General features: G+C 40.1%; 15 protein-coding genes and 1 pseudogene. 6 read left to right on the plus strand and 10 right to left on the minus strand.

Annotated elements, in window-relative coordinates; translation table 11 throughout:
- Positions 1–15: 15 nt before the first annotated feature.
- From RS130_RS15740 to cysK, 9 genes are all read right to left on the minus strand, one after another.
- Entirely contained in the window at positions 16–225 is a 210-nt protein-coding gene (locus RS130_RS15740; protein WP_316026709.1) for a DUF2788 domain-containing protein, read from the minus strand.
- 87 nt (positions 226–312) lie between these two features.
- Positions 313–1,029: a substrate-binding periplasmic protein gene (locus RS130_RS15745; RefSeq protein ID WP_316026710.1), complete on the minus strand. Its 717-nt coding sequence runs from the start codon at positions 1,027–1,029 to the stop codon at positions 313–315.
- A 73-nt stretch (positions 1,030–1,102) separates the two neighbouring features.
- Positions 1,103–1,891 carry an alpha/beta fold hydrolase gene (locus RS130_RS15750; RefSeq protein WP_316026711.1) on the minus strand — a complete coding sequence of 263 codons (789 nt, stop codon included), beginning with the start codon at positions 1,889–1,891 and terminating at the stop codon, positions 1,103–1,105.
- Positions 1,892–2,015: 124 nt separating this feature from the next.
- Positions 2,016–2,324: a hypothetical protein gene (locus RS130_RS15755; protein WP_316026712.1), complete on the minus strand. Its 309-nt coding sequence runs from the start codon at positions 2,322–2,324 to the stop codon at positions 2,016–2,018.
- A gap of 5 nt (positions 2,325–2,329) precedes the next feature.
- The gene (locus RS130_RS15760) at positions 2,330–3,457 is read right to left on the minus strand and encodes a sulfatase family protein (RefSeq protein WP_316026713.1); all 1,128 of its coding nucleotides are present in this window, start codon (positions 3,455–3,457) and stop codon (positions 2,330–2,332) included.
- A 183-nt stretch (positions 3,458–3,640) separates the two neighbouring features.
- The gene (locus tag RS130_RS15765; RefSeq protein ID WP_316026714.1) at positions 3,641–3,949 is read right to left on the minus strand and encodes an isoamylase early set domain-containing protein; all 309 of its coding nucleotides are present in this window, start codon (positions 3,947–3,949) and stop codon (positions 3,641–3,643) included.
- Between the two features lie 514 nt (positions 3,950–4,463).
- A complete protein-coding gene (rrtA, locus tag RS130_RS15770) occupies positions 4,464–4,760 on the minus strand; it encodes a rhombosortase (protein WP_316026715.1) in 297 nt (98 codons plus the stop codon).
- 479 nt (positions 4,761–5,239) lie between these two features.
- On the minus strand, positions 5,240–5,683 hold the full coding sequence (locus RS130_RS15775) for a hypothetical protein (protein WP_316026716.1): 444 nt from the start codon (positions 5,681–5,683) through the stop codon (positions 5,240–5,242).
- A 114-nt stretch (positions 5,684–5,797) separates the two neighbouring features.
- Complete coding sequence (gene cysK / locus RS130_RS15780; protein WP_316028082.1) at positions 5,798–6,763, minus strand: cysteine synthase A; 966 nt, start codon at positions 6,761–6,763, stop codon at positions 5,798–5,800.
- Positions 6,764–7,157: 394 nt separating this feature from the next.
- Here cysK and RS130_RS15785 point away from each other — a divergent pair, with 394 nt between their 5' ends.
- From RS130_RS15785 to glnS, 6 genes and pseudogenes are all read left to right on the plus strand, one after another.
- Positions 7,158–8,162 (plus strand): XdhC family protein, encoded by a 1,005-nt coding sequence (locus RS130_RS15785; protein WP_316026717.1) that lies wholly within the window; start codon positions 7,158–7,160, stop codon positions 8,160–8,162.
- Positions 8,163–8,173: 11 nt separating this feature from the next.
- Positions 8,174–8,758, plus strand: coding sequence for a nucleotidyltransferase family protein (locus RS130_RS15790; protein ID WP_316026718.1), 585 nt, complete (start codon positions 8,174–8,176; stop codon positions 8,756–8,758).
- Between the two features lie 13 nt (positions 8,759–8,771).
- Entirely contained in the window at positions 8,772–9,281 is a 510-nt protein-coding gene (locus tag RS130_RS15795) for a (2Fe-2S)-binding protein (protein WP_316026719.1), read from the plus strand.
- Positions 9,278–11,533, plus strand: a complete 2,256-nt coding sequence (locus RS130_RS15800; RefSeq protein ID WP_316026720.1) for a xanthine dehydrogenase family protein molybdopterin-binding subunit — start codon at positions 9,278–9,280, stop codon at positions 11,531–11,533. The genes RS130_RS15795 and RS130_RS15800 overlap by 4 nt, the downstream gene beginning before the upstream one ends.
- A gap of 97 nt (positions 11,534–11,630) precedes the next feature.
- Positions 11,631–12,308, plus strand: a complete 678-nt coding sequence (locus tag RS130_RS15805; protein WP_316026721.1) for a rhomboid family intramembrane serine protease — start codon at positions 11,631–11,633, stop codon at positions 12,306–12,308.
- 95 nt (positions 12,309–12,403) lie between these two features.
- Positions 12,404–14,066: pseudogene (glnS, locus tag RS130_RS15810) on the plus strand (glutamine--tRNA ligase).
- Between the two features lie 97 nt (positions 14,067–14,163).
- Here glnS and RS130_RS15815 read toward each other — a convergent pair.
- Complete coding sequence (locus tag RS130_RS15815; RefSeq protein WP_316026722.1) at positions 14,164–14,901, minus strand: YciK family oxidoreductase; 738 nt, start codon at positions 14,899–14,901, stop codon at positions 14,164–14,166.
- Positions 14,902–15,029 lie beyond the last annotated feature (128 nt).

Below are 15,029 nucleotides of genomic sequence, written 5' to 3' on the forward strand. Positions count from 1 at the left end.
TTTACTTTAGTAAGCTTATTCACCTACAAACAATTGCATAATACCTTTAAAAATAAATCCTGCAGCACCCAAAAATAAGACAAAATATACCACTATTTTACCCAACAACGGGACATTGTTCTTCTTAAGAATATCGTACACTGCATATGTCATCAAAATGAACAATCCAGCTAAACATAGGTTTAAACCTATCGTTTCAATTAATTCATAATGTTCACTTAACATGGATTAGATCTACTCTAAAATAAAAATCGCGGCATATTAACATAGTGTCCTTCACATGAAAATTGTTAGGGACGTAAACTCATCAGTTTAATCTTGAATGTTCGCTAATTCATGTCGATGAATTGAGCTTGTAATCTCACCGTTTGCTTGCATTAGCTTGATAGAGTTATCAATTGCTCGTTTAAAATGATGCAAATCGCGCCTAAAAAAGATTGCCATTTTGGTGCTGTCTATTGGGGTAGGAGAGCGGTATATTTTGACGGATTTAAATGATGCCGAAGACAAAATTACGTTGGCGTTGTGATTATTCATTATCGCTTGGTCGCACCTTTTTTGCTTTAACATATTCATCATGTTTAGTTGCGTAGCAGAATCCATTCTTTGTACTTCTTTATTGCGGATTGCAATATTTAAAGCCGGATAGGCATAGCCCACTCGAGTACAGATGATGGGTTTAAGTAGTGGTTGTTTAGTGTTTTCAAATGGCGTTAGTTGATAAATGTAACTTTTATGGGTGATTATTGGTTCAGAAGAGAGCAAGTTTTGGGTGTTATCTAACCAATCTGCACTTGATAGAAAAGCATCCACATCCCCTTGTTGTATTAAATGTTCAATTCTATTTCTATTTGAATCAATAAACGTCACCTCGATTGGGTAAGATGAGGACATATGTTTGACGATATCAACTATTACCCCTTCATATTTTTTAGAAGCTTGATCTAGATATAGGTAAGGGGCTGTTCCTGGACTGATTACGGCAAACCTATAGGCTGCTTGCGCACGCGCCCCAACGCTACCTAGCAACGCTAAAAGACAACTAGCTGCAATACAAAAGCGTAATAATCCCTTGTTTGAATAGGGGCGAATTTTAGAGCGTTTATAAGAGATTGTTACTAACCTTTAAGAAAGAATACGCAAATTTATAACATAAGGTAGGGTTTTGTGCATGTAACCAATGTCCTGCGTTTGGTATGACTTTTGATTGACTGTTAGGGAATAGTGCTATTATTGCTGACCTATGTTCGAGTAGTAAGTAATCTGATTTCCCACCTTTAATAAACAGAACAGGTTTATCAAAAGTGGAGCTCGCCTTAATGCCTTCTGATAGTAAGTGATATTCTCGTTGCAACAGGTCAAGATTAAAACGCCATTTCCAGCGCTCATTGTCTTTATACAAACTTTTTAACAAAAATTGACGAGTAGACGATTCACTAATATGCGTTGCCAGCAGCAAGTCGGCCTCTTTACGACTGCTCAGTGTATCTAGATTGATGCTATTTAATCCGTCAAACACTAATTGATGACGCGGGGCATAATGCACCGGTGCAATATCCAATACCACTAGACTGCTAACTAAATTGGGGAAGGACAGGGCCATGCTCATAGCCACTTTTCCACCTAATGAGTGTCCTAGCACATCCACCTTGTGAATATCTAAATGGGCTAATAGCGCGACGACTTTTTCGGCATATGAGGTAAAACTAAAGCCAGTAGTGAATGCTGATTTTCCATGGTCAGGCAAATCTATCGACAGCACTTGATGACTGCCAGTGAATAATTTACGTAAACCCGATAAATTATCGGCGCTACCAAATAAGCCGTGAATTAATAATATCCAAGGTTTTTCAGTGTCGTCCGAATACAATTGATAATGAATACTGCGCATGTAAATGTTCTTAGGTCAAATATCTGCAGTAATTGTACTGACTTTTAACTGCTGAGTATTTATTTTTTACAAGAATAGCTTGTTAGCAGCTTCAAAAAACTAACAAGCTTTTATATCTGTAAAATCAATAAGCGCCAGATTTACCGTACTGCTCCATTTTTGTCGGGCGTGGGCGTAATCTGTGTGGTGCATAAGCGCCTGTTCTTCGGTCAAAATCATCCAAAGTTCGTACACTTGGGATGAAGTCATTGCTTTCTTTAATCCACGAATCTAGCGCTTTACGGTGTCTTATCAATTCATCTTGGTATTGCCCGAAGTCTGCCAAATTATTTAACTCATACGGGTCATTGCGAAGATCGTACAGCTCTTCTTTTGCTCGGGGCGCAATAAATGGTCTAGATTGATGCTTATTAAGCAAACCTGCATCGTACAATCTACCTAATTCCCACCACGTTTTATGATAGACCGTATCGGCGCTGGGTGTAGGGGGAGGTCGTTGTAGTTGTTACGTATATAACGAAAACGCTGGGAACGGATCGAACGGCCGTGATCTTCAAAGTCATGCCAATTTCTTTCTGATATAGCATATTGTCTAAACACTTGGTCGGGCTTTTCAAACAATCTACGAAAACTCTTTCCTTCGACAGTGTTGGGTTTTTTAGCACTAGCAAGATCTAAAAAGGTGGCTGAAATGTCGATAGAACTGACAATACTATTGCTCACACTGCCTTTTGCAATGCCGTTTGGCCAATAAGCAATCATGGGCGTTTTTACCCCAGAATCAAACAATGTCGTTTTGTCTCTTGCGTAAGGGCGTCCATTGTCTGAGACTACTAATACAAGGGTATTCTCAACAACGTTTTGTTGTTGTAATTTTTTTAGCACTTTTCCAACATTAGCATCAAACCGACTAATCTCGTCATAGTAAGCGACAAAATCATCTATAAACAACTCAGTTGGTGGGTAATATGGTGGAAGGCGAACATCTTGCTGTTTATGGTTGTAAGGATGAGCTCCTTGAAAGAAAGGTCTATGCGCATCCCAAGCTGCTAACCATAAAAAGAACGGCTTCCCTTGTGGACGTTCGTCTAATAAATCTAACCATTCTCCAGCACCCGAAAGCGAACCTTCACCATATTTCGCTTCTTTCACTAAGTCGAATCGTTGTTTAATTTTTTCTCCAAGATGCCATTTACCCGCGGCAGCTGTCCAGTATCCTGTTGCACCTAGTACTTCTGCAAATGTGGTTTGGCTCAATGGTAGGTCCCAATGTAACTGTTCAGCATCAGTATTGTGGGGATATCGCCCGGTGAGCATACTAGCTCTGCTAGGGCTGCAGGAACTTGCGGTCAGATATGCGCTGTCGAAACGCATTCCTTCCTTTGCCATGTTGTCTAAATTAGGCGTGTGTATATTGGGGTGACCATAAGCACCAATATCATCCCAGCTAAGATCATCTGCAATAATTAAAATTATATTGGGTTGTTCTGTCTTAGCGAAAAGGTTGAAACTAATACTAAATAAAGCAAAAACAAAGGTGAAACACTTAAACAAGTTTGTAACCATATTGATTCTTCAGCCAATCTAAAATTCTAGATTAACCTGATTTCAGTTAGTTTGTGAATCGTTTTTCATATGTTTTATAAATTTAAATATTAAATTAATTTATTATATGTGAAGTTTACTTCCGATCTCAGCTACAAAAAAGCCAAGGTCTAAACCTTGGCTTCATTTGTACTTATTTGACGTTTAAACGATAACGACAGAGTTTTCTTCCAAAGATACTGGAGACTGCAAGTACTCGTCCGCATCATGATCATTTTCCCATGACTCGCCATCTAATAGGTATCTGAACTGATATTTTGCATCTTTCGCTAAATTTACTGTTGCAGTAAATCCGCCATTTTTAAGTTTTTTCATGGGTAAAGATGTTTTATCCCACTCATTAAACTCACCAACTAAACAAACTTTTTCTGCATCTTTTGCTTCTGCTGATGACAATTTGAATGTAACTTTACAAATCTCTTTTGATTTCAAGTACTGTTTTTTAAAGGCCATATGATTCTCTCTTTTCCATAATGAAAACTTAACTTTTTTAAAACTCGGTTGATTATTGACGTAGGTAACTGAGTTACGTATATGATAACTCTTAAATGTGCGTTTTTTAATCTATTATTTGATTTTAATTGAAAATACTAGGGATTTTACAGGCATTCGCTAAGCCCTTAACTAGCGCGTAACAACAGAGTTTAGGTTTTTTACAATTTAACCTGTATTTCTGGATAAGCCGAACCTATCGATAACGCTCTTTTTCTATCTAGCGGCGTTGGATTGTCTGGCAATAACACGTTAATACGTAGGACAATCCGCCTTGCTATACACGCACAATTTCGTCACCGAATGAACATTTAACTGAGGTTATTTTTACAAGACACATTAAATCTTTGAGTTATATTGATATTAGTTAGCTTAAACGATACTGCTTATCCATCACTTAGGTAATCTTATGCCATTGTCGTTAGGTCAGCAAAAGCAAAATAGTAAACTAGCCGCCTACCCCTTGCAAATTGACTTAGCTACGTTTGTTGAGTTTTATATATATTTGGCAAAAGCTAAAAAACACCACAATGATAGCCCCTGAAATCGAACCGAATAAATGGGCGTCTATAGCGACATTTGCATCTATTAACGAGGCTACCTGTTGATTTTGGCCTGAAAACTGTTCATAAAGTACTTTTATCCAAACGGCGATAAGCAGCAACCAGCCACTGTACATGTGATTGATTATGTCTTTATAGGCACCAACAATAAACAATCCGTGTAATACGCCAGATAAGCCCACATACCAAACTAGTTCGGGCGCGAACAAATGAGATCCCTAAGCTGGTGCCAATGCAAAGCAGTATTAACTCCATCAGAGTACGATAAGAGAAGTAACTTCCATGTAAGGCCCAAAGTAAAATGAGTCCGGCTAAATTTAAGAGTAAATGGTTAGTATTGGTATGTAGAAAATGTCCTGTCAGAATGCGCCACCACTGCCCATCGCTAATCTCATTTCGATTATATGCTAGATATTCGCTGCTTAACGGCTCGTACCACCAAAGTAGGCTACTAATTAGCACTACACAGATTGGCATAAATAGATTTGAAAACTTTACAGGCAGGGAAGTCATGGGCTACGTCTTGGAGTGAGTAAAGCAGTAAGATTGTCTACTGAGTATTCTAGCTAGCGAAGATAGCATGCTGACTTTGCAAGTAGAGAGTAACGACACGGTATTAATGGTTGCTCGAGGATTTAAGCTAGCAATGTTCAACTTCAGTTCTTATATCATCTAAAGGTGAGTATAATTATTCGGCACTGACGTCATCAACTAACCATTCTTTTTTAACTCTAATCATACTGACAATTCGAAGATCCTTTAAAATGTTTCCGTCTAAGTCTCCTTCGAAAAATAACGAAATTTTCGCATCTTTGGCAAATTCATTTCTACCCGCGCTACGAGTGCTGGGTTGAATGTTTACCTTATCAAAACGCATATTCAATACATGCCTTTGTACACCCTTATTCGTATGGTAAGAGCGTAAAAGTCTCTGCATCTTTGGGGTACTAAGCTTTAGCGCTCCGCTCAGATCTTTAGTATGATAAATTTGGTTAAAAAACTCGATTGCCGCAAACTCAGGTACATCAGTATCTAACATACCGAATTTTCCCGCGCCTTTTTTGGTTTCTAATTTCTCACACGCACTAATGAGTAATAGTAAAATGAATAGGCTGGATAGTTTTTTAAGCATGCTCAGTGTTAACAGAAAAGGTATGATAATTTGATGGTAACGCGTTTTATTTAAAATCAAAAGAAAAGGGAGGCATAAAGCCTCCCTTTTTTATTCACTGCTTTGTCTTTTCGTTTATTGGATATTTTCTGCGTCAGAAAATTCACCAGCAAATAGTGGACTACTCAAATAACGTTCAGCAGCACTGGCTAGTAAGACAACGATATGCTTATCAGCATTTTCTGGTTTTTCAGCAACACGTTTGGCAGCTACTACTGCTGCTCCAGATGATATTCCTACTAGAATACCTTCTTCTGTCATTAATCTGTGTGCCATTGCGATAGCATCTTCATTGCTAACTTGTTCAACTTCATCAACAAGATCTAAATCAAGGTTGCCAGGAATAAAACCTGCGCCAATCCCTTGAATTTTGTGTGGTCCTGGGGTTAAAGCTTCACCGGCTTTAGCTTGCGTGATAACAGGCGAATCTGTCGGTTCTACTGCTACTGAGGTAATCGCTTTACCCTGCGTATTTTTAATGTAACGGCTCACACCAGTAATAGTGCCACCAGTGCCCACACCAGCAACAAACACATCAACTTTACCGTCGGTGTCTTGCCAAATTTCAGGACCTGTAGTTTTCTCATGGATTTCTGGGTTAGCGGGGTTTTCAAACTGATGTAAAGGTACATACTTTTTAGGATCTGAAGCGACAATTTCATTGGCCGCGTCAATTGCACCTTTCATGCCTTTTGCTGGTTCAGTTAATACTAAATTCGCGCCCATGGCTTTTAGCAATTTACGACGTTCTAAACTCATTGAACTGGGCATAGTTAAGGTCAATTTGTACCCTCTAGACGCCGCTACAAATGCTAAAGCAATTCCTGTGTTACCACTTGTGGCTTCAACTAGTTCGTTGCCTTCTTTCAACAAGCCTTTCTTTTCGGCATCCCAGATCATGTTAGCGCCAATACGGCATTTAACACTGAAACTAGGGTTTCTAGCTTCGATTTTTGCGTAAACGTTGCCACCGGTGACTCGGTTTAATTTAACTAAAGGGGTGTTACCAATTGAAAGTGAGTTATCGTCATAAATTTGCATCATGTTTCCTTTTTATAATAAAGCGCTTAATGTCAGAATACAGATGACCGGATGACACCAGTCATTTGTTCAATTCAGTTGTCAATAATGACTTTGCCCAAAATATTAACGGTTTTCAGACAAAATAGTTACGTATATATTAGTAGATTAGGCTTACGACATAAAAAGCAAAGTGTTATTTAGCTATATCATATGGAAAGCTGATATTGATGCAATTTTATGACGTAAATTGGATTAAACTGTGTTTAAAATCAATATCATGTCACTTTAGTTTATCTTCGCGTAAAATCATAGGCATTACACCTGAGTATATAAATAAAGGCTGATTGGCCAAGTTATCACTTGAGGACTTGGTATTATTTTTACTAATTATTAGGAAACACTCTACCCACACATGGCAAATAGAATTCAACAATTGTTACATTACTGGTCTAGTCATAAAGATTCTCAGCAGTGGGTATTAGCGACTATTGTTCAAACCCAAGGATCTTCCTATCGAAAATCTGGGGCAATGATGATGATAAATGATTTAGGCCAGTATTACGGCATGCTAAGCGGCGGCTGTTTGGAGTCTGACATAATGCGTCAAGCTAGACGCTGTTGGGAAAATAATCAAAATCGTATTGTCGAATATGACATGCGTGAAGAAGAGGACCTAGCTTGGAAACTGGGCATAGGCTGCGGTGGCATGGTGAAAATTCTGCTACAACCAGTAAACTCACAAAATCGGTATTTGCAACTTGAGCAGTTATCGCAACAATTAGACAATAGAGAGCCTGTCGTTTACCAACAAAATGTTGAATTGAGTGCAGCCAACAATCAGATTTTGCCCACAGAAAAAACTGACGATAAGATGGCAATGGGATTAGTTGAAGCTGGTCAGCATACGGTTTTTGTTCAAAAATTACTGCCTACTCCGTTAGTGGCGATTTTTGGTGCGGGAGTTGATGCCAAACCGTTAGTGTCTATTGCTGGTGAATTAGGTTGGCAAATTATTTTATTGGATCCAAGGGTAGGGTATGGCAAGCAGGGCTATTTTCCCGCTGCGACGCAAACTATCCGAGAGCCATTCGACCAATTAACAGACGCTACATGGCTAGGCCAAATCAATGCGGCTTTTGTATTAACCCATAATGTTAAACTTGATGCTAAGGCGTTAAAATTATTGCAATTTAGTCACGTCAGTTACCTAGGCCTGTTAGGGCCAAAACATAGAACGCAACGGGTGTTGGATGAAGCAAGACTCACCCTGGATATACTTGTTCATCCACTTTCCAATCCCGCGGGTTTACGTTTAGGCGGAGAATTGCCCGAATCGATAGCTTTATCTATGATCTCAGAAGCTCATGCTGTATTAGAACATGCCGATGCTAAATCTATCAGTGGTTGCCTAGCATAGTGCCTGTTAGCGTGATTGTTCTTGCTGCCGGTCAAAGTAAGAGATTTGGCGGCATTAAGCAATTAGCCAAGCTAAATGGTGTGCCCTTAATTTGCCATAGTGTGGCCCCATTTTTTGAAAATGATAATTTACTAACTGGGCTCAATAATTTAACGGTGGTGTTAGGGAGTAATAGCGAAAAAATCAAACAGGCTTTACCCGCGTTTATATCTACCTTTTATGTTCGACAATGGGCACAGGGAATGGGTAGAAGCTTGGCCGAAGGAGTAAAACATTTAGGTCATTCGCCAACACACATATTTGTCGCTTTAGCAGATCAACTGTGTCTTGATAAGCAGTTGATCAATGAAATGTTAATGATTTGCAAACATCATCCTTCTAAAATTGTGGCCGCGCAGTATAATCATCACTTAGGGGTTCCAGCGATTTTTCCGTCTCAGTATTTTTCAGCATTAAGACAATTATCAGATGACAAAGGTGCCAGAGGATTAATCCACATGAATCGACAAAATGTTGTATCTTTAGCTATTCCAACTGCTGCTTACGATATCGATACGACACAAGATTTTTTATCTTTTAAACAGAACATTCTTTAAAGGAAAGTTACATATGATCCGTTTTATGTTAAATGACAAACAGGCCGAAGTTGACGCAGAGCCTGACACGCCACTGTTGTGGGTCTTAAGGGATATTTTACAACTCACAGGCACCAAATTTGGATGTGGAATGGCTCAATGTGGGGCCTGTACTGTGCACCTTGATGGCCAACCTATTCGCTCATGCGTCATGCCCGTTGCCGCCATCGCTGGGAAAAACATAACAACGATCGAAGGTTTGTCAGAAGATTTTAGTCATGTTGTGCAACAGGCATGGATTGAACATGACGTCCCTCAATGCGGTTACTGCCAGTCAGGTCAAATTATGAGTGCGGTAGCCCTGCTGAATGAAAACCCCAACCCAGATGACGAAGCGATAGACAACTATATGCAGGGTAATATTTGTCGTTGCGGGACTTATCCGAGAATTAAAGCGGCGATAAAAACCGCCGCTAAAAATAACCTTTCTTCGGCAAGTAACCTTAATTACGACTTAGCAATCAACGTAGGGGCTAGATCATGAGTCAGGTAAACAACATTCAAAATGTAAGCCGTCGTAGTTTTTTAAAGCAAACTGGGGTGATGAGCACTGGCTTCGTTTTAGGGGTCACCGTGCCTTTGAGTCAACCGATTTTAGCCGCTGATAAAACGGGTTCAGATCATCATGAATTTAATTTATTCGTCAGCATCGACCAAGACAGTACGGTTGACATTATTTGCCATAGAAGTGAAATGGGGCAGGGAATACGAACTGGCATACCACAAATTGTGGCCGAAGAGCTATGCGCTGATTGGTCCAAAGTGAATGTTGTTCAAGGTCTAGCAAACGCAGCCTATGGCAGCCAAAATACTGACGGCTCTCGCTCAATTCGTAATTTTTATTCAGCTATGCGTCAAATGGGCGCAATGGCTAGAACGATGTTAGAGATCGCCGCATCGAAAGTATGGAACGTCTCGATTGACAGCGTCTTTGCCGAGCATAACTACATTATTAATAAAGTAACTGGGCAAAAATTGAGTTTTGGTTATTTAGCTGAGCTCGCAGCAACTATTACCCCACCAAGCGTTGATGATCTTACTTATAAGTCACCTAAAGACTTCAAAATAATTGGTAAGCCAATACCTATTGTCGATCTGCCTAAAATAGTAAGTGGTGACACTGTATTTGCTCAAGACATTTATGTTGAAGGAATGGTGTTTGCCAGTATTGAACGTTCGCCAGTTATTGGTGGCGCAATTAAGAGCGTCGACAAAACGGCAGCATTACAGGTTGCTGGTGTGATCGATGTAATAGAAATGCCTAAACAGAGTTTCCCTGTAGTGTTCAAACCTGTGAATGGTGTAGCGGTTATCGCTAAGAATACGTGGGCAGCCCTAAAAGGCCGTAAAGCACTAAAAATTGAATGGGACTTAGGTGCCAATCAAAGCCATAACTCTGATGCCTATCTTGCTGAACTAACTGAAAATATCGTCACAAAAGGAACCGCTGTGCGAAGTACTGGCGACGCGTATCAGGCTATGTCAGACGCCAAACAAACACTGGCAGCGACTTACACTGTACCATATTTGGTTCATGCGCCTATGGAGCCACCATCTGCAACTGCAATTGTTGCAGATGATCACTGTGAAATATGGGCGTGTACCCAAGCGCCTCAAGGCGTTCAACAGAGTGTCGCCGCGACGTTAGGCCTGTCTCAACAACAAGTTAAGGTTAATGTAACCTTACTTGGTGGCGGCTTTGGCCGTAAGTCAAAACACGATTTCTCTGCCGAAGCGGCTATTTTAGCGAAGCAAACAGGCAAACCGGTAAAAGTTGTTTGGAGCCGAGAAGATGAGGTCCGCTCTGGCTACTACCATGCAATTAGCGCTCAACATTACCAAGCGGGTCTAGACGAAAATGATAATGTCACTAGCTGGATCCAACGTTCGGCATTTCCAAGTATTATTTGGACATTTGATGGTAAAACAGACGGACCTTCAGATATGGAGCTTTCTTTAGGTTTTGGTGATATGCCTATTAAGGTCGCTAATTTATCCTGTGAAAAACATAAGGCACCGGCTCACATTCGTATTGGTTGGATACGTTCAGTGTGTAACATTCAACATGGCTTTGCACTAGGTTCATTTGTCGATGAAATCGCCTTATCTAAAGGCAAAACAACGCACGATACTTGGCTCGAATTGTTGGGCGATACCGCATTGTTAGACGTAAAAGCACAAGGTTTTAATTACAAAAATTATGACATGCCAATCGAAGATTACCCAATTGATGTGCGAAAGTTAAAACATGTGCTGAATGTAGTCGTAGAAAAATCGAATGCCAATCAAACCACAGCTGAAAATGAAGGGTGGGGAATTAGCGTACATCGTAGCTTCCTTAGCTACGTAGCAGTTGCTTCAAAAGTGAGAGTGGTTAACAACAAAGTGCAAGTGCTGGAAATGCATACTGCCATTGATGCTGGGCGCGTGATTAATCCTGATCGTGTTAAATCTCAACTTGAAGGAGCGATGATTTTTGGTCTGTCTATTACTTTAATGGGGCAGATTGATGTTAAGGACGGGGCTGTTGTGCAGTCAAATTATCACGATTACCCAGTGTTAAGAATGCATCAAAGTCCGGTCATACATACTTATATAGTAGAGTCGGATGCTTTATGTGCCGGGGTAGGCGAGCCAGGCGTGCCTCCCGTATCAGCAAGTGTGTGTAACGCTATATTCAGAGCTTGCGGCCAAAGGATCAGAAGTTTACCAGTCAACAAACATTTAACTGTGTAGTCTATATTCTGTCATTATAAAGGCGATGCCAGTTTTGCTGCATCGCCTTTTTTGTAAGTGACCTTTAAAAGTACTCACTTTGCCCAATATCTATATAATGATAAAAAATAATCGTTTAACTATAGGTATTTTCGGCTCTTTGGCGTTCATCGCGTTATTGTGGTGTATTAAGTCGGCTGAGATTTTGTTTCACCTAAAGTTGTCAACATTTGGTGTGGTGCCGCTATCATACCCAGGTCTATTAGGGATCATCACTGCCCCTTTTATTCACGGCTCTCTCGAGCATATTTTTAACAATACTCTACCTATTTTAATTATGGGGTCGGTCTTATATTACGGCTATCCCAAATCATGGAAGAAAGTACTGGCACTAACCTGGATACTGTCTGGAATTGGCGTTTGGCTGTTTGCCAGAAACGCTAACCATATTGGCGCTAGTGGGATCATTCACGGCGTGTTTTTCTTTCTCTTAGTGGTTAGTATTTTTCGTAGAGACAAGAGTTCGGTAGCCATTATGATGATTACGTTTCTTTTGTATGGTGGAATGACCATGAGTATTTTTCCAAGAGAGGAGTCGATCTCATTTGAGTATCATTTATTTGGCGCTTTAGCTGGCATTATCAGTGCGTTTTTATGGAAAAACCTCGACCCTAAACCAGCAGTTAAAAAATATGATTGGGAGCATGATGATAACCAAATAGAGAACGATGATATTGATAATTGGCAGGTAAATATAGAAGGCAAACATCCCTTAAAGGATCGTACCTTACATTAGCGGTAAATATTTCTATGTAAAAATCGTTATGCTGAAGTTTGATGCTGGTATAATATTCAGCTCATTATTTTTGAAATTTTATAAGAGGGTTTTTAATGGCCGAGACTGAAAGTCGTCCGACCAACTTTATTCGTCAAATTATCGATAAAGATATCCAAGAAGGCACACACAAACTTATTCAAACTCGTTTTCCTCCAGAACCAAATGGTTACTTACACATAGGCCATGCTAAATCGATTTGTTTGAATTTTGGTATCGCTAAAGATTACCAAGGGCTGTGTAATTTAAGATTTGATGATACTAACCCAGAGAAAGAAGACATCGATTACGTTAATGCTATTCGCCAAGATGTAAGCTGGTTGGGGTTTGAATGGAATGGTGACGTTCGTTATTCGTCAAATTATTTTGACGAACTTTATGGTTTTGCCGTTGAGCTAATCAATAAAGGCTTAGCTTACGTAGATTTTTCGGATCAAGAAAAAATGCGAGAAATGCGTGGCACGCTAAAAACCCCATGGTCAGAATAGCCCATATCGCGACACCAGTGTTGAAGAAAACTTGGCCTTGTTTGAAAAAATGCGAGCTGGAGATTACCAAGAAGGCGAGTGTTTATTGAGAGCTAAAATAGACATGAGCTCTCCTTTCATGTGTATGCGCGACCCAGCCTTGTATCGCGTTCGATTTGCCCATCATCACCAAACGGGTAATAAGTGGTGCATTTACCCAATGTACGATTTTACCCACTGTATTTCTGATGCCATAGAAGGCGTTACCCATTCATTGTGTACCTTAGAATTCCAAGATAACCGTCGATTGTATGATTGGGTGATAAGTAATATCACTATTCAAACTACACCTCACCAATATGAGTTTTCCCGCTTAAATCTTGAATACACAGTACTAAGTAAGCGCAAGCTAATTCAATTGGTAGAAGAAAATCATGTTACAGGTTGGGACGACCCTCGAATGCCGACTATTTCTGGTTTACGTCGTCGAGGTTATACATCAGCTTCTATCAGAGAGTTTTGTTTACGTATAGGCGTTACCAAAATGGATAACATGGTCGAAATGTCGATGTTAGAAGCGTGTTTACGTGAAGAACTTAACGCAGACGCCAATCGTGCCATGGCAGTACTTGAACCATTGAAAATAGTGCTTGAAAACTTTACAGGCGATGACGAAGTATTAACCGCGCCTAACCATCCAACTGATGAGTCTAAAGGCAACCGAAGCATTCCTTTTAGTAGAGAAATTTACATTGAAAAAGAGGACTTTAAGGAAGAAGCCAATAAAAAATTTAAACGTTTGGTGTTAGGTAAAGAAGTGCGTTTACGCAATGCCTATGTCATCAAAGCTGAACGTGTAGAAAAGAATACTCAAGGTGAAATTACTACCGTTTATTGTAGTTATGACCAAGACACATTAGGCAAAGATCCAGGTGATGGCCGTAAAGTGAAAGGCGTTATCCACTGGGTGTCAGCTAGCCAAGGAGTACCTGCAGAAATTCGTCTATATGACCGTTTGTTTAACGTTGCTAACCCAGCAGCAGAAGACGATTTTGCTAGTTGTATCAATCCTGAGTCCTTTGTGGTGAAACAGGGGATAGTTGAGCCAAGTTTAGCCAAGGCTGAAATTAGCCATCCCATTCAATTTGAACGGACAGGTTATTTTTGTAAAGACACGGATAGTACTGACGCTAATTTAGTGTTCAATAGGACGGTCGGCTTACGAGATACCTGGGCAAATGCAGGCAATTAACGATTAAGGCTAGCTCAGGGATGGGGTAATAGCAGTAGATTGCTAGCAAATAAAAAAGGCGCATATTCCAGCGCCTTTTTTAATGATTGCTTGAAAATCACTGTGCCTGCAAGGTTTGTCCGTTGTCTTGACTGGCAACATTGTCCATTAAATACAAATATGGCGTCATTATTTCGGCGGGGCTTTTTATTTGCTTTGGATCTTCCTCAGGAAAAGCCACCGCACGCATATTAGTGCGCGTTGGGCCAGGATTGATACAATTAAACCTAATACTGGAATGTTCATATTCATCGGCTAACACCTGCATCATTCCCTGGGTCGCAAACTTAGAAATAGAATAGGCTCCCCAATAAGCTCTACCTTTCACTCCAAGTCCAGAACTGGTGAATATTACAGATGCCTGCGCTGACTTTTTAAGTGCGGGTAACAGGCCTTGAGTCATTAAGAACTGACTATGTACGTTCACTTGAAATACGGCATGCCAATCTTCTTCAGTCATTTGTCCAAAAGGCCCTAAATGACCAACAAAACTAGCATTGTGTACTAGTCCATCTAAACGCCCAAATTGGTCAATGATAGTGTTACCCATATCGATATAGTGTTGTTTGGTCGCACCTTTCAGATCAAGCGGCACAATAGCGGGTTCATTGCCGCCATTATTGACAATTTGATCATAAACGCTTTCTAGTTTTTTAACTGTTTTTCCAAGCAGGATAATAGTGGCGCCGTACTTTGCGAACTCCAAAGCCGCTTGTTTGCCAATGCCATCTCCAGCACCGGTGATAAGGATAATTTTTTTATCTAAATAGTCTTCGTTAGCACGATAATTAAGCATAGTTAACAATAATAATTTTACGTGGCGAAATAATACCATATGTGAATACAGGTTAAGTAGCAGGATAAGTAAAAAGCTTAGCTAGATATTTTTCTAAGAATTATGCCTGTTTGGCAGGTTGGTAAAAT

It is taken from the genome of Paraglaciecola aquimarina, assembly GCF_032464635.1.
In the GTDB taxonomy this organism is placed as follows: Bacteria; Pseudomonadota; Gammaproteobacteria; order Enterobacterales; family Alteromonadaceae; genus Paraglaciecola; species Paraglaciecola aquimarina.